At 73.5% G+C, this 22,381-nt stretch carries 17 protein-coding genes; 14 read left to right on the forward strand and 3 right to left on the reverse strand.

Going from position 1 to position 22,381, the window contains the following annotated elements; translation table 11 throughout:
- Positions 1–61: 61 nt before the first annotated feature.
- Positions 62–1,240, reverse strand: a complete 1,179-nt coding sequence (locus tag CP973_RS13045; RefSeq protein ID WP_150240370.1) for a glycosyltransferase family 39 protein — start codon at positions 1,238–1,240, stop codon at positions 62–64.
- Between the two features lie 212 nt (positions 1,241–1,452).
- Between CP973_RS13045 and CP973_RS13050 the strand changes: the two genes are divergently transcribed.
- Positions 1,453–3,069, forward strand: coding sequence for an MFS transporter (locus CP973_RS13050; RefSeq protein ID WP_150240371.1), 1,617 nt, complete (start codon positions 1,453–1,455; stop codon positions 3,067–3,069).
- A gap of 191 nt (positions 3,070–3,260) precedes the next feature.
- Positions 3,261–4,457, forward strand: coding sequence for an acyl-CoA dehydrogenase family protein (locus CP973_RS13055; protein ID WP_150240373.1), 1,197 nt, complete (start codon positions 3,261–3,263; stop codon positions 4,455–4,457).
- Positions 4,458–4,526: 69 nt separating this feature from the next.
- Here the strand turns inward: CP973_RS13055 and CP973_RS13060 are convergent, their stop codons facing one another.
- Positions 4,527–4,979: a cell division protein SepF gene (locus tag CP973_RS13060; protein ID WP_150240375.1), complete on the reverse strand. Its 453-nt coding sequence runs from the start codon at positions 4,977–4,979 to the stop codon at positions 4,527–4,529.
- A gap of 883 nt (positions 4,980–5,862) precedes the next feature.
- Between CP973_RS13060 and CP973_RS13065 the strand changes: the two genes are divergently transcribed.
- The 10 genes from CP973_RS13065 to CP973_RS13110 all read left to right on the forward strand — a co-directional run bounded on the left by CP973_RS13065 (position 5,863) and on the right by CP973_RS13110 (position 17,878).
- Positions 5,863–7,716 (forward strand): FAD/NAD(P)-binding protein, encoded by a 1,854-nt coding sequence (locus tag CP973_RS13065; protein WP_150240377.1) that lies wholly within the window; start codon positions 5,863–5,865, stop codon positions 7,714–7,716.
- A 22-nt stretch (positions 7,717–7,738) separates the two neighbouring features.
- Positions 7,739–8,779, forward strand: coding sequence for an LLM class flavin-dependent oxidoreductase (locus CP973_RS13070; RefSeq protein ID WP_150240379.1), 1,041 nt, complete (start codon positions 7,739–7,741; stop codon positions 8,777–8,779).
- Positions 8,776–10,122 carry an NtaA/DmoA family FMN-dependent monooxygenase gene (locus CP973_RS13075; RefSeq protein ID WP_150240381.1) on the forward strand — a complete coding sequence of 449 codons (1,347 nt, stop codon included), beginning with the start codon at positions 8,776–8,778 and terminating at the stop codon, positions 10,120–10,122. The genes CP973_RS13070 and CP973_RS13075 overlap by 4 nt, the downstream gene beginning before the upstream one ends.
- A 4-nt stretch (positions 10,123–10,126) precedes the next feature.
- The gene (locus tag CP973_RS13080; RefSeq protein ID WP_150240383.1) at positions 10,127–10,936 is read left to right on the forward strand and encodes a DUF1684 domain-containing protein; all 810 of its coding nucleotides are present in this window, start codon (positions 10,127–10,129) and stop codon (positions 10,934–10,936) included.
- 253 nt (positions 10,937–11,189) lie between these two features.
- Positions 11,190–12,107, forward strand: a complete 918-nt coding sequence (locus CP973_RS13085) for a S1 family peptidase (RefSeq protein ID WP_150240385.1) — start codon at positions 11,190–11,192, stop codon at positions 12,105–12,107.
- A gap of 189 nt (positions 12,108–12,296) precedes the next feature.
- Positions 12,297–13,238, forward strand: coding sequence for a slipin family protein (locus CP973_RS13090; RefSeq protein ID WP_150240387.1), 942 nt, complete (start codon positions 12,297–12,299; stop codon positions 13,236–13,238).
- 445 nt (positions 13,239–13,683) lie between these two features.
- A complete protein-coding gene (locus CP973_RS13095) occupies positions 13,684–14,748 on the forward strand; it encodes a S1 family peptidase (RefSeq protein WP_150240388.1) in 1,065 nt (354 codons plus the stop codon).
- Positions 14,749–15,523: 775 nt separating this feature from the next.
- Positions 15,524–16,366 (forward strand): GNAT family N-acetyltransferase, encoded by an 843-nt coding sequence (locus CP973_RS13100; protein WP_150240390.1) that lies wholly within the window; start codon positions 15,524–15,526, stop codon positions 16,364–16,366.
- Positions 16,363–17,265 (forward strand): lysophospholipid acyltransferase family protein, encoded by a 903-nt coding sequence (locus tag CP973_RS13105; protein WP_244409447.1) that lies wholly within the window; start codon positions 16,363–16,365, stop codon positions 17,263–17,265. Before CP973_RS13100 ends, CP973_RS13105 begins: the two co-directional genes overlap by 4 nt.
- Positions 17,258–17,878 carry a DedA family protein gene (locus CP973_RS13110; protein WP_150240392.1) on the forward strand — a complete coding sequence of 207 codons (621 nt, stop codon included), beginning with the start codon at positions 17,258–17,260 and terminating at the stop codon, positions 17,876–17,878. Before CP973_RS13105 ends, CP973_RS13110 begins: the two co-directional genes overlap by 8 nt.
- A gap of 142 nt (positions 17,879–18,020) precedes the next feature.
- Here the strand turns inward: CP973_RS13110 and CP973_RS13115 are convergent, their stop codons facing one another.
- Entirely contained in the window at positions 18,021–18,446 is a 426-nt protein-coding gene (locus CP973_RS13115; RefSeq protein ID WP_150240394.1) for a subtilase-type protease inhibitor, read from the reverse strand.
- 439 nt (positions 18,447–18,885) lie between these two features.
- Between CP973_RS13115 and CP973_RS13120 the strand changes: the two genes are divergently transcribed.
- Entirely contained in the window at positions 18,886–20,229 is a 1,344-nt protein-coding gene (locus CP973_RS13120; protein ID WP_150240396.1) for a DUF2254 family protein, read from the forward strand.
- Positions 20,230–20,346: 117 nt separating this feature from the next.
- A complete protein-coding gene (gene htpG / locus CP973_RS13125) occupies positions 20,347–22,278 on the forward strand; it encodes a molecular chaperone HtpG (protein WP_150240398.1) in 1,932 nt (643 codons plus the stop codon).
- Positions 22,279–22,381 lie beyond the last annotated feature (103 nt).

A 22,381-nucleotide genomic window follows, 5' to 3' on the forward strand; every position in this document is an offset into this window, starting at 1 on the left:
TTCCCCGGCGGGCCGTTCACGGAGGGGAATGTTCCGTTCGGCGCGGGCGGGACCGGCGGGCTCAGGGCGGCCCCGAACCGTTCAGCCACACCGCCCCGTACACCGCCGAACCCGCGCTGACCAGGGCCGTCACCGCCCAGGCCGCCGCCGGACGCCACCGCGCCAGCCCGGCGGCGAGCGGCAGCAGCAGCGGATAGGCGGGCATCATCAGCCGCGGCTTGGACCCGAAGTAGCCCTTGGCGGTCAGTGCCAGCAGCAGGACGACGCCGCCGTAGACGAGCAGCGGCAGCGGCTGCCCGCGGCGCGCGCCCAGCACGTACAGCCAGACCACCAGCGCCACTCCGGCGAGCAGCCCGAGGCCCGCCGGGAAACCGAGGTCCCACAGGAACGCGGCGAACGCCCGGCCCCCGTCGAAGCCGTTGCCCCAGCCGCCCTGGACGTCCAGATACGCGGTGAGGCTGCCCCGCTCGGCCGCCACCCACAGGAAATAGCCGCACCAGCCCAGCGGCGCCAGCAGCACACCGAGGAGCATCCGCCGGTGGCGGCCCCACCACGGGGCGCCGCCGGCCGGCCGGTCCCGCCACAGCGTCACCGCCGCGGTGAGCCACACCGCCGCGACCACCGCGGCCCCCACCGGCCGGGTCAGCCCCGCCAGCGAGGCCAGCACCCCCGCGGTGACCCAGCGCCCGGTCAGTACGCAGTACACGCCCCACGCCGCGAGCGCGGTGAACAGCGACTCCGAGTACGCCATCGACTGCACGATCCCCACCGGCAGTGCCGCCCACAGCGCGGCCAGCGCGACCCCGGCCCGCGGCCCGTGCAGCCGCTCGCCGGTCAGGTACAGCGCCCAGGCCGCGGCGAGCGACGCGAGCCAGGACACCACGAGACCGGCGTCGGCGGCCGACAGCGGGGTCACCGCGGACAGCCCCCGCTCCAGCCACGGCAGCAGCGGGAAGAACGCCAGGTTGGAATGCACGTCCCCATTGGCGAGCTGGACGCTGTAGCCGTAGCCCTGCTCCGCGACGCGGGTGTACCAGAGGGAATCCCAGCGGGCGGTGAGCAGGGTGTGCCAGCTCTTGCCGTGCCCCGCGGACCAGGCGGCCAGGACGAGCACCCCCAGCGCCCGGATCGCGGCGTATGCCAGCAGTGCCGGGGCGGCCCGGAGCAGGGCGGCGCGCTCGGGGCGGCCGCCGCCGGAACCGGTAGGCTCCGGGGCGCGAAAGGGGGCAAGATCGTTCATCCGGCCGATTATCCCGCGACCGGTAGCCGCCGCCCGCCGGCGGGTATGGGAACCGCCGGGCCCTGCGACGAGCGTCTCATCGTGGGGTGAGCCACGCGTCACGTCACGCGACTCGCGTAGTCTGACGTCTCAACTCGCCCGTGCCGCCGGTTCCGCCGGAGCGCCTTCGCGCCCCGGCACGCGGCCGCGAGAGCATGACAGGAGGTACGCGAATGTCCGGGACGACCACGTCCGGCGACGAGCGGGCGGCGGGTGTTCCCCGGCATGGAGGCGGCGGCGCGGGCCGCTGGACCGTTCTGGTCGTGCTCTGCGTCAGCCTGCTGTTCGTCGCGCTGGACACCACCATCCTGTACGTGGCGGTGCCCTCGGTCACCGAGGACCTGCGCCCGGGGCCGGTGGAACTGCTGTGGATCGTGGACATCTACCCGCTGATCGCGGCGTCCCTGCTCATCCTCTTCGGCACGCTCGGCGACCGGGTGGGCCGCCGCCGCATCCTGCTGATCGGGTACGGGCTGTTCGGCGCGGCCTCGGCCGCCGCCGCGCTGGCCCCCAATCCGCAGATCCTGATGACCGCCCGCGGGCTGCTCGGCATCGGCGGCGCGATGATCATGCCGGCCACGCTGTCCATCCTGCGCCAGGTCTTCCCCGACCGGCGGGAGCGGGCGGTCGCCATCGGTGTGTGGAGCGCGGTGGCCGCGGTGGGCGCCGCGGTCGGCCCGGTCCTCGGCGGCTTCCTCGTCGAGAACTTCTGGTGGGGCTCGGTCTTCCTGATCAACATCCCGATGATGGCGGTGATGGCCCTGATCGGCCGCTGGCTGCTGCCGGAGTCGCGGGGCGAGCGCAACGGGCCCTGGGACACCCTCGGCGCGGTCGTCGCGGCGCTCGGCGTGCTCGGCGTCGTCCTCGGCGTCAAGCGCATCGGCAGCGGCGAGGCGCTGATCGGCCCGACCACGCTGGGCTCCCTCCTCGCCGGCACCGTGCTGCTGATCGTCTTCGTACGGCGCCAGCGCAAGCGCCGGCACCCGCTCATCGACATGCGGCTGTTCGCCCGCCCGGCCTTCGGCACCTCCGTGGGCTGCATCGTGCTGGCGATGCTCGCCCTCGTCGGGCTCCAGTTGATAGCGGTGCAGTACCTCCAGCTCGTGCTGGACCTGAGCCCCCTGGAGACCGGGCTGCGGATGCTGCCGCTGGTCTTCTCGGCGATGGCCGCCGGGCTGACCGGCTCCAAGGTCCTCCAGGCCGTCGGGCCCAAGGTGATGGTCTCGCTGGGCTTCGTGCTCACCGCGGCGGCCGTGCTCTGCCTGACCGCGATGGACGAGACGGACCGCCCCTGGCTGCTCGTGCTGGGCTTCGTGCTGCTCGGCTTCGGCTTCCAGACCACGCTCTTCGGCGCCTACGAGTCGATGCTCAACGAGGCCCCCGCCGACCAGGCGGGCGGCGCGGCGGCCATCGGCGAGACCTCGTACCAGCTCGGTGCCGGCATCGGCGTGGCCCTGCTCGGCAGCGTCATGAACGCCGCCTACGCGCCCGGGCTGTCCCATGTGTCCGGCGTCCCGGAAAGGGCCACCGCCTCGGCCGCGCACTCCCTGGGGGAGGCGTACCAGGTCGCCTCGACGCTCGGCGGCCGGGCCGAGACCGTACTGCGCGATGCCGCGCAGGGCGCCTTCGTGCACGGCCTGCACACCACGCTGGTCACGAGCGCCGTCCTGCTGCTGGCCGGCGCGCTGATCGCGCTGCGGCTGCCGCGCCGGGCGGCGGACGCGGGGGAGCGTACCGACGGGGACGCGCACCGCGACGCGGAGCCCGCGCCCGCGAACACCGGGCGGTGAGCGGCCCGGGGGCGTACGGGAGCGTACGGACCTGACCGCGGCCGTGCGCCACGGCCCGGGCGTGCGCCGCTGACCGGGGCGTTCCCGGGCGGCGGTGGCCCTTGCCGCCGCGCCGGGGGCGGCCGTACCGTCGGAGCCGGATAACTACCACCGCTAGTTTTCGGGTTCGCGCAGCCACCGGAGGCCCCGTCATGTCCGCACCCCCGTCCCCGCAGCTCCCGCCCTTCGACGCGGCCGACCCGCTGGGCCTCGACGACCTGCTCTCCGACGAGGACCGGGCGGTCCGCGAGACCGTCCGCCGCTGGGCCGGCGACCGGGTGCTGCCGCACATCGCCGAGTGGTACGAGCGCGGCGAGCTGCCCGGCATCCGGGAGCTCGCCCGCGAACTGGGCTCCCTCGGCGCCCTGGGCATGGCGCTGACCGGCTACGGCTGCGCGGGCGCCTCCCACGTCCAGTACGGACTGGCCTGCCTGGAGCTGGAGGCGGCCGACTCCGGCATCCGCTCGCTGGTCTCCGTGCAGGGCTCGCTCGCCATGTACGCGATCTGGCGGTTCGGCTCCGAGGAGCAGAAACGGCGCTGGCTGCCGGACATGGCCTCCGGCGAGGTCATCGGCTGCTTCGGCCTCACCGAGCCGGACCACGGCTCCGACCCGGGCAACATGCGCACCCACGCCAAGCGGGACGGCACCGACTGGGTGCTGACCGGCCGCAAGATGTGGATCACCAATGGGTCGGTGGCCGGGGTCGCGGTGGTCTGGGCGCAGACCGACGACGGCATCCGCGGCTTCCTCGTCCCGGCCGGCACCCCCGGCTTCTCCGCGCCCGAGATCACCCACAAGTGGTCGCTGCGCGCCTCGGTCACCAGCGAACTGGTCCTGGACGGGGTACGGCTGCCGGCCGACGCGGTGCTGCCCGGCGCCAAGGGGCTGGGCGGCCCGCTGCGCTGCCTGGGCCACGCCCGGTACGGGATCGTGTGGGGCTCGATGGGCGCCGCGCGGGCCAGCTTCGAGGCGGCCCTGGACTACGCCCGTACCCGCGAGCAGTTCGGCAGGCCGATCGGCGGCTTCCAGCTCACCCAGGCCAAGCTGGCCGACATGGCCGTGGAGCTGCACAAGGGGTTGCTGCTCGCCCACCATCTGGGGCGGCGCTTCGACGCGGGGCGGCTGCGGCCGGAGCAGATCAGCTTCGGCAAGCTGAACAACGTACGGGAAGCGATCGAGATCTGCCGGACGGCCCGGACGATCCTGGGCGCGAACGGGATCTCGCTGGAGTACCCCGTCATGCGGCACGCGACGAACCTGGAATCGGTGCTCACCTACGAGGGCACCGTCGAGATGCACCAGCTCGTGCTGGGCAAGGCGCTCACCGGGCTCGACGCGTTCCGGTGAGCGGGGCCGGCCGGGACCGGCGGGCCGCACGGCGCCCGCCGGGCCCGGGGGCCGGACCGGGCCCCCGGGTCAGCTCTGGTTGAAGAAGCCGCCCTCGGCGCGGCGCCGGCCGGGCTCGCCGTTGAGGATCCGGTAGTCGGCCGGGGTGAGCAGGAAGACGCGGGTGGCGACCCGCTCGATGGAGCCGCGCAGCCCGAACGTCAGCCCGGCGGCGAAGTCCACCACCCGCTTGGCGTCGGCGGAGTCCATCGACGTCAGGTTGACGATGACGGGGATGCCCTCGCGGAACAGCTCCCCGATGCCGCGGGCGTCCCGGAAGCCGTCCGGGGTGACGGTGGCGATGCGGGTGCCCTGGTCCTGGGCGCTCTCCTCGGCGACCTGGACGCGCGGGTCGGTCACCCAGGGGGTGTTCCCGGTGCTGCCGGGCCCGGACCCCTCGGCGTAGTCGTCGTCGTAGTAGCGCTCGTCATCGTTGTCGTCGACGAGGCCCAGCCAGGCGCTTGCCTTGCGTACCGATCCCATTGACGCCTCCTCTCACCCGCGGTCCGTGTGTCCGCACCTCTATCGTCGTCCATGATGCGGATGCTCTGCCAAGTGGATAGCCGCCGCACGGGGGGTTCGTGACACATCTGGTGCAAAGAGGGTGGCATGGCGTCAGAACCGGGGGGAGTCGCGGAAACTGACCGTGTGAAGGCTGTCACATCGAGTGTCGGAACGTCCAGTGGCGGACTGGTACCCGATCGTTTTCCGCTGCAAACCGGACGGAATGTGAACGGCCCGCGTACGGGCGGTGACCCGGTCCGCCCCGTACGAGGGGCCGGATGAACCCGGTCGGCCGCTTGCCGGGGCGCGGTGTTGACCGATGACCCGGTGACGGACGGCCGGGCCGAGGTGATTTGTCGACAATTCAGGATCCCGGTCCCGCCGTGCCCCGCGCCTCCGGGCGCCGTGGCGCGCCTCATGGCGGTTGACGGAAAACCGGATGGCTGTTCCACTTGTCCGATGGACTCATGGCAGCGGCTGGTCACCCGCGACCACATCGACTTCGGTCGGGTGTGGTCGTCCTCCTGTTGAGCTGACGCCCTGCCTCCGGCCCGCCGCCACCCCGGCCGGGCCCGCGGCGCGCCGCCCTTCCGTCCGCCGCGCCTTCACACCCCCGCGTCCCGCCGGCGCGCCCCCGCGCGCGGCGCCGTTCCACGCTTCCCCGCCGGGCGCCGGGGCTCCGACGCCGGCCCGGCCGGTGTGAAGGCGTTCGACTCCCCAGTGGGACCACCGCATCCACGGAGCCTTCACGCATGCCTGCGAACCACCGCGCGGTGGACGCCCCGCCGTCCCCGCGCCCCCTTCGCCGTCACCCGCTCGCCCCGGCCGCCCCCGCGCGGCGCCGGACCCGGTCCGGTGTCCGGTGAGGCCCGTCGTCGTGCTCGTCGGCGCGGGCCCGCGCGGCACCGGCCTGGTCGAACGCCTCGCCGCCAACGCCCCCGAACTGTACGGCGCCGCACCGCTCGACCTGCACCTGGTCGACCCCTACCCGCCCGGCGGCGGACGTGTCTGGCGCCGCGAGCAGTCCCCGCTGCTGTGGATGAACTCCACGGCCGAGGACGTCACGATGTTCACCGACGCGTCGGTCGAGCAGGAGGGGCCGGTGCGGGCCGGGCCCTCGCTCGCCGAGTGGGCCGCCCGGGCGCGCACGGGGGAGATCCCCGTCGACCGCGAACTGCTCCCGGACTTAAGCCAGTTGGGCCCGCAGGACTTCGCCGGGCGGCAGGTGCAGAGCGCCTACCTGGAGTGGGTGTACGGGCGGGCGGTGGCCGCGCTGCCGCCCGGCGTCACCGTCCAGGTGCACCGCCGTCGCGCGGTCCGCGTCGCGGGGCCGCGCGACGGACGGCAGCAGGTGTGGCTGGAGGGCAGCCCGGCACCGCTCGTCGCCGACCTCGTCGTCCTCGCCCTCGGGCACCTCGACGCCCAGCCGCCACCCGGACAGCGCGCACTGTCCGCCTTCGCGGCACGCCACCAACTGACGTACCTCCCGGCCGACTTCACGGCCGACGCGGACCTGACCGGGCTCACCCCCGGCGAGCCGGTGATCGTGCGCGGCTTCGGGCTGGCCTTCGTCGACCTGATGGTGCTGCTCACCGAGGGGCGCGGCGGCTCGTACGTGCCCGGCCCCGGCGGCGAGCCGGTGTACCGGCCGTCCGGCAGGGAACCGGTGCTGTACGTCGGTTCGCGGCGCGGCGTCCCGTACCACGCCAAGCTCGGCTACACCTGGCAGGGCGAACGGCCGCCGCTGCCGCGCTTCTTCGGGCCCGCGCAGGTCGACGCGCTGCTCGCCCGCCCGGACGGCTTCGACTTCCGGCGCGACGCCTGGCCGCTCATCGACCAAGAACTGGGCTTCGCCCACTACCACCGGCTGTTCACCGCCCATCCGGACCGCGTGCGCGCCGACTGGTCCGCGTTCGAGGAGAAGTACGCCGCCGCCGAACCGCTCGGCGCGGAACAGCGGGAACTGATCGCCGCCGCCGTACCCGACCCGGCGGACCGCCTCGACCTGGCCGCGCTGGACCGGCCCCTCGCGGGCGTCCGCCACCGGGACGCGGACGCCCTCCAAGACGGTCTGCGTTCCTACATCGAGACCGACCTCGCCCGCCGCCACGACCCCGCGCACAGCCCCGACCTGGCGGTCTTCCTCGCCCTGCTGTCGGTGTACGGCCAGCTCAGCCGCCTCGGGGACCACGGCCCCTGGTGGCACGGCTTCTTCAGCCACCTGGCCTCCGGGCCGCCGGGGCCGCGGCTGCGGCAGCTGCTGGCGCTGTCCCGGGCCGGGGTGGTGCGCTTCCTCGGCGCCGGTCTCACCGTCACCGCCGACCCGGAGCGCGGTGTGTTCCAGGCCCGCGGCAGCAGTGCGCCCGGGGTGCTCGCCGAGACCCGCGCGCTGGTGGAGGCGCGGCTTCCGGAGCCCACCGTGGCGGGGACGAAGGACGCCCTGCTGCGCGGTCTGTACGACGACGGCGCCGCCTCCACCGGCACCGGCCTGCTCGCCGTCGACCCCCGCGACGGCCGGGTGCTGGACCGTACGGGCCGGCCGCACCCGCGCCGCTTCGCGCTCGGCCCGTACACCGACGCCCGCGCTACCGGCGCCTTCGCCCGGCCCGGTACGAACGCGCCCGCCTTCCGGCAGAACGACGCCACCGCGCGCGCCCTGCTCCGGTTCCTCCGCGAGCGCGCCGCGGCGCACCCGGCATCACCCCACCGTCCCTGAGAAGCGTCGAAAGGCCCCTGACATGTCCGTCACCCCATGTGCCCTGCGCCCTCTCCACCTCGCCTTCGCGCTCGACGGCCCGGTCCGCCGGGCCCGCCGCGGCGGGGAGGCGTACGACCCGGAGCACTACGTCCGGCTGGCCCGGCTCGCCGAGCGCGGCACCCTGGACTTCGTCACGCTCGGCGACTCCTTCGCCCGGCCGGGGCCCGACGCGCTCGCCGTCCTGGCCCGGGTCGCGCCCCGGACCGGGCGCATCGGCCTGGTGCCGGCCGTCACCACCACCCACACCGAGCCGTTCCACGTCTCCACCGCCGTGAGCACCCTGGACTGGGTCAGCCGCGGCCGGGCGGGCTGGGCGGTGGAGGTGTCCCAGTCCCGCGCCGAGGCCCGGCTCTTCGGCCGCCGGGACGCCGCGCCCGCCGACGCGATGTGGCGGGAGGCCGGCGAGGCCGCCGACGTGGCCGCCCGGCTGTGGGACAGCTGGGAGGACGACGCGGAGATCCGCGACGCGGCCACCGGCCGGTTCGTCGACCGCGCCAAGCTCCACCACGTGGACTTCCGCGGCTCGTCCTTCTCCGTGCGCGGCCCCTCGATCACGCCCCGGCCGCCCCAGGGCCACCCGGTGGTCGTGGTCGACGCGAGCACGCGGCCCGCCCGGGAGGTGGCCGCGGCGCACGCCGACGTGGCCCTCGTACGGGCCGAGGACCCGGCCACGGCCGGTGACGCCCGCGCCGGCCTGCGCGAACGGGCCCGCGCCCTGGGCCGGGACCCCGACCGGCTGCGGGTGCTGGCCTCGCTGCCCGTCGAACTGTACTGCTCCGGGGACGCCGTCGGGCTCGCCGACCTGATCGGCGACTGGCACGCGGACGGCGCGTGCGACGGCTTCCACCTGCGGCCCGCCGACCCGGAGCGCGACCTCGCCCGGCTCGTCGACGGCACCGTCCCGGTCCTCCAGCACCGCTGCCTGCTCCGCCGCTTCTACCCGGGCGCGACCCTGCGCGAGCACCTCGGCCTGCCGCGCCCGGCCAACCGCTACGCCGCCGCCCGGAAGGTCTCGCCATGACCACGACCACCGCACCGTCCCGCACGCCGTCCGCCCCGCCGGGCCCCCGGCGCATGCATCTGGCCGCCCACTTCCCCGGCGTCAACAACACCACGGTCTGGACCGGCGACCGCGTCGGGTCCCAGATCGACTTCGCCTCCTTCGAGCACCTGGCCCGCACCGCCGAGCGCGGCCGCTTCGACTTCTTCTTCCTGGCCGAGGGGCTGCGGCTGCGCGAGCACAAGGGGCGGATCCACGACCTCGACGTCATGGGCCGCCCGGAGGCCGTCACCGTCCTGAGCGCGCTGGCGGCGGTCACCGACCGGCTGGGCCTGGCCGCCACCGTCAGCGCCACCTTCAACGAGCCCTACGAACTCGCCCGGCGGCTGTCCACCCTGGACCACCTCAGCGGGGGCCGCGCCGCCTGGAACGTGGTCACCACCTCGGACGCCTTCACCGGCGAGAACTTCCGCCGCGGCGGCTACCTCGACCACGCCGACCGCTACGTACGGGCCGCCGAATTCGTCGCCACGGCCCGCGAGCTGTGGGACTCCTGGCCGGCGGGCGGCACCCCGCGGCCGGTCGCGCACCAGGGACCGCACTTCAGTGTCCGGGGCGAGTTCACCCTGCCGCGCAGCCCGCAGGGCCACCCCGTCATCATCCAGGCCGGGGACTCCGCCGAGGGCCGCGACTTCGCCGCAGCCACCGCCGACGTGATCTTCACGCGGCACAGCACACTGGAGGCGGGCCGGGAGTTCTACGCCGACGTGAAGGGGCGGCTGCCCGCGCACGGCCGCGACGCCGACGCCCTCAAGATCATGCCGGGGGTCACCTTCGTCCTCGGCGACACCGCGGCCGACGCCCAGGAGCGGGCCGCCACCATCCGGCGTCAGCAGGTCTCGCCGCAGAACGCGCTGGTCGCCCTGGAGCAGGTCTGGGGCGTGGACCTGTCCGCGTACGACCCGGACGGGCCGCTGCCGGACTTCGACCCGGTCCCGGACCCGCGGCTGGCGCAGGGCCGCGTCCGGATCGGCGACCCGAAGGCGGTCGCCGACCGCTGGCGGGCGCTGTCCGAGGCCAAGGGCCTGTCGATCCGGGAGACCGTGATCGAGACGACCGGGCGGCAGTCCTTCGTCGGCACGCCGGCGGCCGTCGCCGAGGAGATGGCCGCCTTCGTGGCCGCCCGCGCCGCCGACGGCTTCATCCTCGTACCGCACCTGACCCCCGGCGGCCTGGACGACTTCGTGGACCGGGTGGTGCCGCTGCTCCAGGAGCGCGGCGTCCTCCGCCCGGAATACGAGGGCGCCACGCTGCGCTCTCATCTGGGGCTGCCGGAACCGGTACGTCCCGCAGGAAAGGGCTGACGTCATGAGCACCACCACCAGCAGCAGCACCGGCACACAGGCGGAGCAGGACTGGAGGGCCTGGCATGACGAGCGCGTCGCCGAGGTCTCCCGGCCGTACGGACCGCTCGCGCTGACAGGCACGCACTGGCTCGCCGATTCCCCGGACGGCCGACTGGACGGCGTACCGGGCCACTGGAGCGCGGACGGCGCGGCGGTGGTCCTGCGCGCGACCGCCGCCGACGGCCTGACCGCCGACGGGGCCCCGCTCGACGGCACCGTACGGCTCGGCGCGGACGGCGGCCCCGCCACGGCCCGGGCCGCGCACGACGGCAGGCGCCTGCCGGTGCTGCACCGGGAAGGGCAGTGGGCGGTCCGCGTCTTCGACCCCGGCTCCGCGGCCCGGCGCGCCTTCGGCGGCATCGACGTCTTCCCGTACGACGAGCGCTGGGTGCGGCCCGGACTCTTCCGGCCGTACCCGGCGGGGCGCACGGTCGAGGTGCCCAACGCCGACGGGCAGCGGCGGGGGCTCGGCCTCGGCGGCGAACTGGCCTTCACGCTGGACGGCGACGAGCACACGCTCCAGGTCGCCGTCGAGGCGGACGGCTCGCTGTGGGCCGTCCTCGCCGACGCCACCAGCGGCACGGACAGCTACCGCTTCCGCTTCCTGCGGACCCCGGCCCCGGCCGCGGACGGCACCGTACCGGTGGACCTCAACCGCACCCTGCTGCCGCCCTGCGCCTTCGCCGACCACTTCATCTGCCCCTTCCCGCCGCCCGGCAACACGCTGCCCTTCGCCCTGCGCGCCGGCGAGCGGAACCGCAGCACGGGCTGAGCCGTCCCAGCACCGACCGAGGGGGTCAACGCCCGCCCCGGCAGCGCCTGTTGCTGCCGGGGCGGGCGTGTGTACGGCCATCGGGCGGGCGTCCGAAAGCCACCCTTGCGCCCACGGTCCGGGCCCCCGAAACTCCCGAGCAGCGCTGTCCGGGGCACGCGCTGACGGGACGTGCGGAGTCCCGCGGGCCCGCCGGGCGGCGCCGTACGGACCTGCCCACCGGCGGGTCCTTCCGATCCCCTCGGAGGTAGCAGTGAGACACGAGCGCACTACCCCCCGAAGCGGCGCGGCCAGACGCGGCCGGCTGATCGCCGTGGCGTCCGGACTGGCCGCGGCCGGCGCCCTGACCCTGCCCACCGCCCACGCGGGCGAGCCCGCACCGGCCGCGGCGGCCACCGCGTTCAGCGCCGCCCAGCTCGCCGCCGTCAGCGACGCCGTACGCTCCGCGGACGTCGCGGGCACCGCCTGGGTCGTGGACCCGAAGACCCACCAGGTGGTCGTCCAGGCCGACAGCCGGGTGACCCGGGCCCAGCTCGACCGGATCAAGCGGAACGCGGGCGTCAACGCCGGTGCCCTGAAGGTGGAACGCATCCCCGGCGTGCTGCGCAAGCTGATCTCCGGCGGCGACGCCATCTACGCGCCGAGCTGGCGCTGCTCCCTCGGCTTCAACGTCAAGAAGGGCAGCACCTACTACTTCCTGACCGCCGGGCACTGCACCGACGGCAACCCGCCCTGGTACACCAACTCCTCGCACAGCACGAGCATCGGCCCGACCGCCGGTTCCAGCTTCCCGGGCAACGACTACGGCCTGGTCCGCTACAGCAACAGCAGCGTCTCGCACGAGGGGACGGTCGGCGGCCAGGACATCACCAGGGCCGGCAACGCGACCGTAGGGCAGACGGTCACCCGCCGCGGCTCGACCACCGGCACCCACAGCGGCAAGGTCACCGGCCTGAACGCCACCGTCAACTACGGCAACGGCGACGTCGTGTACGGCATGATCAAGACCACCGTGTGCGCCGAGCCCGGCGACAGCGGCGGCCCGCTCTACGCCGGCAGCACGGCGCTCGGCCTGACCTCCGGCGGCAGCGGCAACTGCCGATCCGGCGGCACGACCTACTTCCAGCCCGTCACCGAAGCGATCAGCGCGTACGGGGTCAGCATCTACTGACCCGCCCCCCACGCAGCCGGCAGCGCTCAGGGCCCCCGACCGCACCCGCGGCCGGGGGCCCGTCGCCGGTGCGCGGCGCGGGGTACGGCCGACGCGGGCCCTCGACCGTTCCACGGGCCGGTCATACCGTGGTGAGAGCGCACGATCCGGACGCGGGTGCGCGGGCAGATCGGACGGCAGGGGGCCGTGATGGTCGAGGAACTCCTGACAGCCGGGATCTCGCTGGCCTCGGCGGGCGCGGTGTACGTGATGGCGGCCGCGCGGGTGGTCAAGCAGTACGAACGGGGCGTCGTACTGCGGCTGGGGAAGCTGACCGCGCCCGCGCGGGGGCCCGGATTCACCATGATCATTCCGGGCGTCGACCGGATGCGCAAGGTCAACATGCAGATCGTCACGATGCCGGTGCCCGCCCAGGAGGGCATCACCCACGACAATGTGACGGTCCGGGTGGACGCGGTGGTCTACTTCAAGGTCGTGGACGCCGCCGACGCGGTGGTCAAGGTCGAGGACTACCGCTTCGCGGTCTCCCAGGTCGCCCAGACCTCGCTGCGCTCCATCATCGGCAAGAGCGACCTGGACGACCTGCTCTCCAACCGCGAGAAGCTCAACCAGGGGCTGGAAGTGATGATCGACAGCCCGGCGCTGGGCTGGGGCGTGCAGATCGACCGGGTGGAGATCAAGGACGTGTCGCTGCCGGAGACCATGAAGCGGTCGATGGCGCGCCAGGCGGAGGCCACCCGTGACCGGCGGGCCCGGGTCATCAACGCCGACGCCGAACTCCAGGCGTCCAAGAAGCTGGCCGAGGCGGCGCAGGCGATGTCCGATCAGCCGGCCGCCCTGCAACTGCGCCTGCTCCAGACCGTCGTCGCGGTGGCCGCCGAGAAGAACTCCACGCTCGTCCTGCCGTTCCCGGTCGAGCTGCTGCGCTTCCTGGAGCGCTCCGGTCTCCAGGCGCAGGCGCGGACGGAGGCGTACGAGAGGCGGGGACCCGACGCCGCGCCGGTCGTCCGGCCGGAGGAAGCGCGGGAGGTCCGGCCGGAAGACACGCGGGACGCCAGGCCGGAAGACGTGCCGCATGCCGAAGCGGCGGCCGGTCTGGAGGAGTTGCCGGAGGCGGAACAGCTTCCCTGACACGGGAGCGGCGGCTCCCGGGCGGCGGAAAACTGTCCTGGTGTGCGAAGGAAGTCCCCCGCCGGGCTGAATCTTCCGTGCGTTGTTCCGGGGAGGGTGGGCGAGGTCCGGCCCGGGGCATCGATTTTCGGACAGGTGCAGACCGCGTCCGAGGCCGGTTCCGGCCACTCCAAAGTGTTCGTTTGGTGTCCGCACAGGGAAACGACGTGCGCGGATATCGGAACACCGGGCGAACGGCCGGTTGATCGCCTTCCGTTCTCCAGACCGGATCTCGGTCTTGTGCGCGAGCACCGTTAATCGGAATACTCGAAACCGCGCATTGGCATGGACGCGACTTCCTGCTGCAGGCCGCGCAGGCAACTCCCGTTCCGTGTCTGTTCCTCACGTCCTCCGGGCACGCGGCCCCCCACACACCGCGGCCCATCCCCCCACGGGAGGCTTTGAGTTGAAGCACCGACGGAATTCCCAGCGGCGCGCGGTCCTGGCCGGCGCGGGAGCCCTGGCTCTCGCGACCACCGCCACCCTCTCCCTGGCCAACGCCAACGCGGCGGACGGCCCGGCCGTGAAGCAGCTGACCCCCGCCGCGGCCACCGCGCTCGCGTCCCAGCTCAGCAACCACGCGGCGGGCTCCTACTACGACGCACGGGCCAAGAAGCTGGTGGTCAACGTCGTCGACCGGAAGGCGGCCGACGCCGTACGGGCCAAGGGCGCCGAGGCCAGAATGGTCCGGCACAGCCTCGCCCAGCTCGACGCGGCCCGGGCGACGCTCAAGCAGCGGGCCACCATCCCCGGCACCGCCTGGGCCATGGACCCGCGCCTGAACAAGGTCGTCGTCACCGCCGACCGCACGGTCTCGGGCGCACAGCTGAACAAACTGAACAAGGTCGTCAAGGAGCTCGGCGGCAAGGCCGAGCTGCGCCACAGCGCGGGGAAGTTCACCCCGTTCATCGCCGGCGGCGACGCGATCTGGGGGAGCAGCTCGCGCTGCTCGCTCGGCTTCAACGTCACCAAGGGCGGCCAGCCGTACTTCCTCACGGCCGGCCACTGCGGCAACGCCGTCAAGTCCTGGTCCGACAAGCAGGGCGGCCAGGAGATCGCCAGCACCGAGGACTCCAAGTTCCCCGGCAGCGACTACGCCATCGCCAAGTACACCGCGGACATCGCCCACCCGAGCGAGGTGAACACCTACGGCGGCGGCCCGCAGAAGATCACCAAGGCGGCCGAGGCCACCGTCGGCCAGAAGGTCACGCGCAGCGGCAGCACCACCCAGGTGCACGACGGCACGGTCAAGGCGCTGAACGCGAGCGTCAACTACCAGGAGGGCACGGTCGAGGGGCTGATCCAGACCGATGTCTGCGCCGAACCCGGCGACAGCGGCGGCGCGCTGTACGACGGCGACTCGGCGCTGGGTCTGACCTCGGGCGGCAGCGGCAACTGCTCCTCGGGCGGCGAGACCTACTTCCAGCCGGTCCCGGCGGCCCTGAAGGCGGTCGGCGCGCAGATCGGCTGACACCGCCCGCCGGCCGGCGCCGGCGCGGCAGCACCGTCATTCCGTAGCGGAACGGTCCCCGGACGCAATTGCGGCCGGGGACCGTTTCCGTTTTCCGGACGCGGGCGGCAAAAGAATAGGAAAGAAGTCTGTGTAAATACCGGCGGCCTGGTTCCGGCGGGCCGGTTCCACCGGCCGGGAGGCGGTACGCGGGCGAGTGGCGGGCGCCGGGCGGCCGGCCGGTGGCCGTTGGGGAATCGTTTACATGATGCCGGTACGGGCCGTTGAAATGTTGACGGGAATGTCATGTGACCCGCCGATTCCAAGGGGATGTGAGACACCTCTCAGGGATGCCGTCTTTCGGGGAAACGACCGACAAATGTCCGGTATGACCCTGTTTTCATGGTGAGGGTCGCGACGACTTCAGGAAGTCGGGAGCCCGGCGCCGAATTGCCGTACCGGCTTTTCCCGTTCGGCGGCCGGAACGGATTTGCCAAGCCCGGTGCGGCTGGCTCTAATGATGCACCAGCCCCGTGGCCGAAAAGAATCCGGCAGGTACCGGTGAGCCGAGCGCCGTGCTGTTCCGGCGGGCGGCGCGAGGGCGCCCGCGCTGCCGCCCCGTGGAGGGGGCGGGGCGGCAGCGCGGGCCGCGGACCGGCCCGCGGAGTGCACCCGACGGACCGGGAGGGGCCCGACGAAAGTAGGGGGTCGCGGATGCCTTTCGGGCAATGTGCGGGCGGGGCGGGATTCCTAGCGTCGTAGGCGACCGGTTCCCGCACGAGGACAGGACCCCGCCATGCTGCCGACCGCCTCACCCGCCCCGGCGCCGACCACGGCTCCGGCCGCCGCCCGGCCCGCCGCCCCGGCCCCGCCGGACGGCCGCCCCGCCTACGTCACCTCCCTCGCCGAGACACCCGCCCAGATCCGGGCCGCGCAGCGGCTGCGGTACGCGGTCTTCGCCGAGGAGATGGGGGCCACGCTCCCCACGCCCCTGCCAGGGCACGACATGGACGACTTCGACGACCTGGCGGACCACCTCGTCGTCACCGAGACGGCCACCGGTGAGGTGGTCGGCACCTACCGGCTGCTCCCGCCCGGCCGCACCGAACGCTCCTACTCCGCGACCGAGTTCGACCTGCGCGCCCTGCACGGCCTGCGGGCGGGGACGGTCGAGGCGGGCCGCTCGTGCGTCCACCCCCGCCACCGCTCCGGCGCGGTCGTCAACCAGATGTGGGCGGCGCTCGCGCGCTACGTCACGCTGTCCGGACACCGCTACCTGGCCGGCTGCGCCTCCGTACCGCTCGACGACGGCGGGCGCGCCGCCGCCGACGCCTGGCTGCTCGGTTCCACCCGGCACGCATCGCCACCGGACCTGCGCGTCCACCCACGGCGGCCGTGGATAGCCCAACCGCCCGACGCGCGAGCGCCACGGGCCGGTGCGCCGGACGGAGAGCGCGCGGGCGGCCCGAGTTACGCGCGGCTGCCCCCGCTGCTGCGCGGCTACCTCCGCATCGGCGCCTGGATGTGCGGAGCCCCGGCCCACGACCCGGAGTTCGGCGTCGCGGACTTCTTCGTCCTCCTGGACATGGAGCGGCTCAACGACCGCTACCGCCGCTTCTTCCTCGGGGAATCCCGGTGAACGCGTGGGCCGCGACCTCGACCTGCACCCCGCGCTGCGCCCGGCACACCGTCCCGCGGGTGTCCGTGGCCCGCCTCGCCGGCCGCTGCGCCGCGCTGGCCGGGGCGCTGGCCGCGGGAGCCGCCGCGGGGGAGCGGCTCGCCGACCGGCGGACCATGCGGCTCCGGGCCGCCGCGGTGCTGCGGGCGCTGGGGGTGCGGGTGGCGGTGACGGTGCCGGGGGCGGCAGACGCTCCGGGAGCGTACGGCGGTGCCCGTGCGGCTGGTGGACCGGGGACGTACGGCAGCCCCCGTGCCGCTCCCGCCCCGGCTCCGGGCCGTGGACCGCTCAGCGTGCCGCGCCCGCCGGACGGTCCCGGGACGCTGATCGTCGCCGACCACATCTCCTGGCTGGACGTGCTGACGCTGCTGGCCGTGGAGCCGGTGACGGTGCTGGCCAAGCGGGAGATCGGCCGATGGCCGCTGCTGGGGCCGCTCGCCAGGAAGGCGGGCACCCGGTTCATCGACCGGGAGGGCCTGCGCACCCTGCCGCACGTGGTGGCGGAACTGGCCGGGCTGCTGCGCGAAGGACGTTCCGTGCTGGTCTTCCCGCAGGGCACGACCTGGTGTTCGGCGGCGGCCGGCCGGTTCCGGCGGGCGACCTTCCAGGCGGCGGTCGACGCGGGCGCTCCCGTACGGCCGGTGACGGTCGCCTACGCCCAGCACGGCATGCCGAGCACGGTGGCGGCCTTCCTGGGCGACGAGGGGTTCGGCCGTTCGCTGCACCGGGTGGCCGCGGCCGGCGGGCTCACCGTACGGGTGACCGTCCACCCGCCGCTGGAACCCGCCGGGGACCGCCGCGTCCTGGCCGAGCGGGCCCAGCACGTCATCCGCGCGGGGGAGCCGCCCGCCCATGGGTGAGGTGCTGAACCAGGCGGTGGAGCTGCTGCGGGCGCAGCTGGACTCGCCGTGGCTGTGGGCGGTCGTCTTCGGGGTGGCCGGGCTGGACGCGCTGCTGCCGTTCATGCCGAGCGAGACCACCGTGGTGATGGTGGCGGTGCTGCTCGGCACCGACCTGCCGCGGCTCGCCGCGCTCGCGGCGGTGGCGGCGGCGGGCGCGCTGTGCGGGGACTGCCTGAGCCATGTGATCGGGCGGTGGGGCGGCCCGCGGCTGACCGCGCGGCTGCTGCGTGGGGAGCACGGCCGAAGGCGCTACGCCTGGGCGTGCGCGGCGGTCGAACGGCACGGCACCTCCCTGGTGGTGGCGGCGCGGTTCCTGCCCGGCGGGCGGGTGGCGGCGGGCCTGTCCACCGGCGCCTTGCGCTTCCCGGTGCGGCGGTTCGTGCTGCTGGACGCCGTCGGCGCGGGCCTGTGGGCGGTGTCGAGCACGGCGATCGGCGCGGTGGGAGGGGCCCGTTTCGCCGAGGAGCCGGTCAAGGGGATGCTGTTGGCGTTCGCGCTGGCCCTCGGGCTGGTCGTGGTGCTGGAGGGGGTCCGCCGGGCCCGGTCCGCGCGGACCGCCTCGGTGCGCTGACGGGCCGTAGGGGGGCCGAGCCGGAGGGGAGCCGTGCCGGAACGGGGCCGGCCCCCGGACATCCCTGCGGATGTCCGGGGGCCGGTGCGCGGTACGGCCGGGAGGCCGCGGCGGCCGGACCGCTCAGTGGATCACCACCCGGTCAGAACTCGAAGACCAGGCCCTTGCCGCCCTCCATCGCGCAGGGGTTGGCGAAGGTGTGCTCGTACGCGACGCGGCGGCCCTGCCAGACCCCGTTCGCCGTCACCACGACGGGGTTGTACTCCTTGGTGCACATACGGTCCGAGGCGGCCTTGGTGATCTTGTTGAAGTCGCCGTTCGCGGTCCGGAGTTCGGCGCAGGCGGCGCGCGCCATGGGGTGCGTGCCGGTCCCGGCCGAGCTACAGCTCAGCGTCACCGCACGCTGGATGGAGGCCGTCGCGGCGGTGTCCCCGTACCCGACGGTGAGCACCAACTCGGAGGGCGCGTACAGGCTCTTCGGCGTCGCGGGCTGGGCCTGGGCCGTGGTGGCCAGACCGCCGAGTGCGAGCGCCGCGCCGAGCGCGATCCCTCCAGTGATGTACCGCATTTTCGAACTCTCCTTCGGTTGTCGTCTCGAATGCCGGACACCGAGGAGTCTGGCCGAGGCGCATCAGGAAAGCACATCGATCGGTGACTTCCAGTCGTTGGTTGAAAACTCAGCGTGGTGGCGTGAAGTCGAGTGGTGGGCGTTTCGGTACGCGATGTGTGCTATGCCGCGCGGTCAGCGGGAACATGTGGGGCGCCGGGTTCCGGACGGGCCGGGTGTGCGATGAAAAGCGGCCAACTCCTGTTGTTCGAGAGGGCGCTGGAGGCTCGTGCGGGTTCGCCGCTAATGGCCGAAGTGTGGTTGCTGAAGGGGGTGTTGGGAGGGGCTGGGTGGTTGTCGGTGGTGACGGCGGGGCGTGTCCGGACGTGTGAGCGGCGTGCCGTATGCCCGGTTACGGTAACTTTGCGGTACTTGTCAGTGGCGCGAGGAGAGAACCGTCATGGGCGGATGGCGCTGGTACCGCACGCGCCGCAGGCTGCGCACCCACCGGGTGTGGAAGCTGCCGGTGGTCCTGCTGCTCGTCGGCCTGTTCCTGTCCTGGCTGCTGCCGGCGGCCGACCGGGAGTTCACCCACCTCCAGCGGGACCTGGGCGAGCAGTTCTTCCCGCACCTGGACTCCGGATCGATGTCCACCCTGCTCGGCGCCGTCGCGGGCGGCATGATCACGCTGACCGGTCTGGTCTTCACCGCGCTCACGCTCGCCATGCAGTTCGGCGCCGCCCAGCTGTCCGTCCGCGTGGTGCCGATCCTCCAGCAGGAACCCGTCATGCGCTGGGCCATGGGCACCTTCATGGCGACCTTCGTCTACACCCTGATGGTGTCGGTGCGGCTGGCCGTCCGCGAGGAGGACTACCGGCCCGTCCTGTCGATGCTGTTCGCCATCGGCCTCTCGGTCGTCTGCGCGGTGCTGTTCTTCGCGCTCGTGGCGCGGGTGAGCAGCGTGCTGAACTCCGGCGCGCTGCTGCGCACGCTGGCCACCGAGGGGCGGCGGGCGGTGTTCCGTACCCACCCGTCCGGCCCGCCCGCGCACGTCGGAGCACCCCCGGAGGGCGGCGCGCACGAGGAGGGCGGCGCGCACGAGGAGGGTGCGCCCGAGGTGCTGCGGCTGGGCGCGCCGCCGCGCGGCGGCCAGGTGCTGCTGGCTTTCGACGCGCGGCGGCTGGAGCGGCTGGCCCGCAGACGGGGCGTGCGCCTGGAACTCGTTCCCGTCGTGGGGGACTTCGTGGCGCTGGAGGCGCCGCTGTTCGTCGTGCATGGGCCCGGCGGCCGGATCCGCCGCCGGGCACTGCTGCGCTGCCTGCTGTTCGGCGAGACGCAGAGCGTGTCCGGCGACCCGGCCGGAGCGCTGCGCGCCCTGGTGGACATCGCCCTCAAGGCGCTGTCCCCGGCCGTCAACGACCCGGGCCGGGCCGTACAGGTACTGGACCACATCGAAGATCTCCTGGTGCTGCTCGCCCCGCGGACGGCGCCCACGCCCGCCGCCCGGCCGGCGGCGTTCACCCACCGCACCCGTTCCTGGGCCGACTACGTGTGCCTCGGCACGGACGAGATCCGCCACTTCGGCGCCGCCTCGGTGCAGGTCCAGCGGCGGCTGCGCGCCCTGTACGCCACGGTGGCGCCGGTCTGCGGGCCGGAGCGGGCCGGGCCGGTCGACGCGCGGCTGGCGACGATGGACGCCGAGACCCTCCGGCAGTGGCCGCAGGAACTGGACCGCCGCCTGGCCGGCCGTCCGGACCCGCAGGGCCTGGGGACGGAGGGCGGCAGCGGAGCGCCCGCGTCCTGACCGCCGCGCAGGTCCGGCCGGTGGCCGCCGCGGGGAAGGGCATACCCGGACCGACCGGCTGATCTAGAGTTCTCGGGAAGGCCCGTCACCTGGTGACACGAGAAGGAATACACGAATATGCCGACCGAGACGTTCGAGTTCCAAGTAGAAGCACGCCAGCTCCTGCAGATGATGATCCACTCGATCTACTCGAACAAGGACGTGTTCCTGCGCGAGCTGATCTCCAACGCCTCCGACGCGCTGGACAAACTGCGGCTCGAAGCGCTGCGCGACGACACACTCGACGCCGACGTCTCCGACCTGCACATCGACATCGAGACCGATGCCGAGGCGCGTACCCTCACCGTCCGCGACAACGGCATCGGCATGTCGCACGACGAGGTGGTCCAGCTCATCGGGACCATCGCCAACTCCGGGACCGCCAAGTTCCTCCAGGAGCTGAAGCAGGCCAAGGACGAGGCCACCGCGGAAGGGCTCATCGGACAGTTCGGCGTCGGCTTCTACGCGGCGTTCATGGTCGCGGACAAGGTCACGCTGGTGACCCGGCGCGCGGGCCAGAGCGAGGGCACGCGCTGGTCGTCCACCGGCGAGGGCACGTACACCGTCGAGCCGGTCGAGGACGCGCCGCAGGGCACGGCCGTCACGCTGCACCTCAAGCCGGTGGACAAGGAGGACCAGCTCTTCGACTACACCTCCCGCTGGAAGATCCGGGAGATCGTCAAGCGGTACTCCGACTTCATCACCTGGCCGGTCCGGATGGCCGCCGAGGCCCCGGCCGGGCAGAAGGACGGGGAGGGGGACGGCGAGGAGGAGAAGGCCGCTCCCGAGCCCGAGACGCTCAACTCGATGAAGGCGCTGTGGGCGCGCTCCCGGGACGAGGTGAGCGACGAGGAGTACCACGAGCTGTACAAGCACATCAGCCACGACTGGACCGACCCGCTCGAAACCCTGCGCATGCAGGCGGAGGGCACGTTCGAGTACCAGGCGCTGCTGTTCCTGCCCTCCCGCGCGCCCCAGGACCTGTTCGCGCGGGACCACAAGCGCGGCGTGCAGCTCTATGTGAAGCGCGTCTTCATCATGGACCACTGCGAAGCGCTGCTGCCCGAGTACCTGCGCTTCGTCAAGGGTGTCGTCGACGCCCAGGACCTGTCGCTGAACGTCTCCCGCGAGATCCTCCAGCAGGACCGGCAGATCCAGCTCATGCACCGCCGGCTGGTGAAGAAGGTGCTGTCCACGGTCAAGGAGATGATGACGCAGCGCCCGGAGAACTACGCCACGTTCTGGCGGGAGTTCGGCCGGGTCGTCAAGGAGGGCCTGCTCAGCGACCACGAGAACCGCGACGCCATCCTCCGTATCGCCTCCTTCGCCACCACCCACGACCCGGAGGAGCCGGCCACCCTCCAGCAGTACGTCGAGCGCATGAAGGAGGGCCAGGAGCACATCTACTACATGACCGGCGAGTCCCGTACCGCCATCGAGAACTCGCCGCACATGGAGGCCTTCCGGGACAAGGGCTACGAGGTGCTGCTGCTGACCGACCCGGTCGACGAGGTGTGGGTCGAGACCGTCCCCGAGTTCGACGGCAAGGAACTGCGGTCGATCGCCAAGGGCGAGGCCGACCTCGCCGAGGAGGAGACCGAGGAGGCCAAGGCCGAGCGGGAGAAGCGGCAGGAGGACTTCGCGGGGCTGCTGTCCTGGATGACGGAGCGGCTCGGCGAGCAGGTCAAGGAGGTACGGCTGTCCTCCCGCCTGACCGTCTCCCCGGCCTGCATCGTCTCGGACACCGACGATGTGACCCCGGCGCTGCGCAACATGTACCGCGCCATGGGCCAGGAACTGCCCGAGGCCAAGCGCATCCTGGAGCTGAACCCCGGTCACCCGCTGGTCGAGGGGCTGCGCAAGGCCCAGGCCGAGCGTCCCGACGACGCGGACCTCGCCGGGACGGCCGAGCTGCTGCACGGCATGGCGCTGCTCGCCGAGGGCGGCGAACTGCGCGACCCGGCCCGCTTCACGAAGCTGATGGCGGAGCGCCTGGAGCGCGCGCTGTAAGCGCTTGGGCGGGGCGCGCTCCGTAAACAGGCGCTTCGGTGAGGCGCGCCCCGTAAGACTGCCGCCGGGTCCTTCATGGACCCGGCGGTGTCATGTCCGGCGC

It is taken from the genome of Streptomyces albofaciens JCM 4342, assembly GCF_008634025.1.
Classification (GTDB): Bacteria; Actinomycetota; Actinomycetes; order Streptomycetales; family Streptomycetaceae; genus Streptomyces; species Streptomyces albofaciens.

Coding starts and splice junctions, on each gene's coding strand:
- CP973_RS13045 (WP_150240370.1), bottom strand. CDS start 1,240: ATGAACGATCTTGCCCCCTTTCGCGCCCCGGAGCCTACCGGTTCCGGC.
- CP973_RS13050 (WP_150240371.1), top strand. CDS start 1,453: ATGTCCGGGACGACCACGTCCGGCGACGAGCGGGCGGCGGGTGTTCCC.
- CP973_RS13055 (WP_150240373.1), top strand. CDS start 3,261: ATGTCCGCACCCCCGTCCCCGCAGCTCCCGCCCTTCGACGCGGCCGAC.
- CP973_RS13060 (WP_150240375.1), bottom strand. CDS start 4,979: ATGGGATCGGTACGCAAGGCAAGCGCCTGGCTGGGCCTCGTCGACGAC.
- CP973_RS13070 (WP_150240379.1), top strand. CDS start 7,739: ATGTCCGTCACCCCATGTGCCCTGCGCCCTCTCCACCTCGCCTTCGCG.
- CP973_RS13075 (WP_150240381.1), top strand. CDS start 8,776: ATGACCACGACCACCGCACCGTCCCGCACGCCGTCCGCCCCGCCGGGC.
- CP973_RS13080 (WP_150240383.1), top strand. CDS start 10,127: ATGAGCACCACCACCAGCAGCAGCACCGGCACACAGGCGGAGCAGGAC.
- CP973_RS13090 (WP_150240387.1), top strand. CDS start 12,297: ATGGTCGAGGAACTCCTGACAGCCGGGATCTCGCTGGCCTCGGCGGGC.
- CP973_RS13100 (WP_150240390.1), top strand. CDS start 15,524: ATGCTGCCGACCGCCTCACCCGCCCCGGCGCCGACCACGGCTCCGGCC.
- CP973_RS13110 (WP_150240392.1), top strand. CDS start 17,258: ATGGGTGAGGTGCTGAACCAGGCGGTGGAGCTGCTGCGGGCGCAGCTG.
- CP973_RS13115 (WP_150240394.1), bottom strand. CDS start 18,446: ATGCGGTACATCACTGGAGGGATCGCGCTCGGCGCGGCGCTCGCACTC.
- CP973_RS13120 (WP_150240396.1), top strand. CDS start 18,886: ATGGGCGGATGGCGCTGGTACCGCACGCGCCGCAGGCTGCGCACCCAC.
- htpG (WP_150240398.1), top strand. CDS start 20,347: ATGCCGACCGAGACGTTCGAGTTCCAAGTAGAAGCACGCCAGCTCCTG.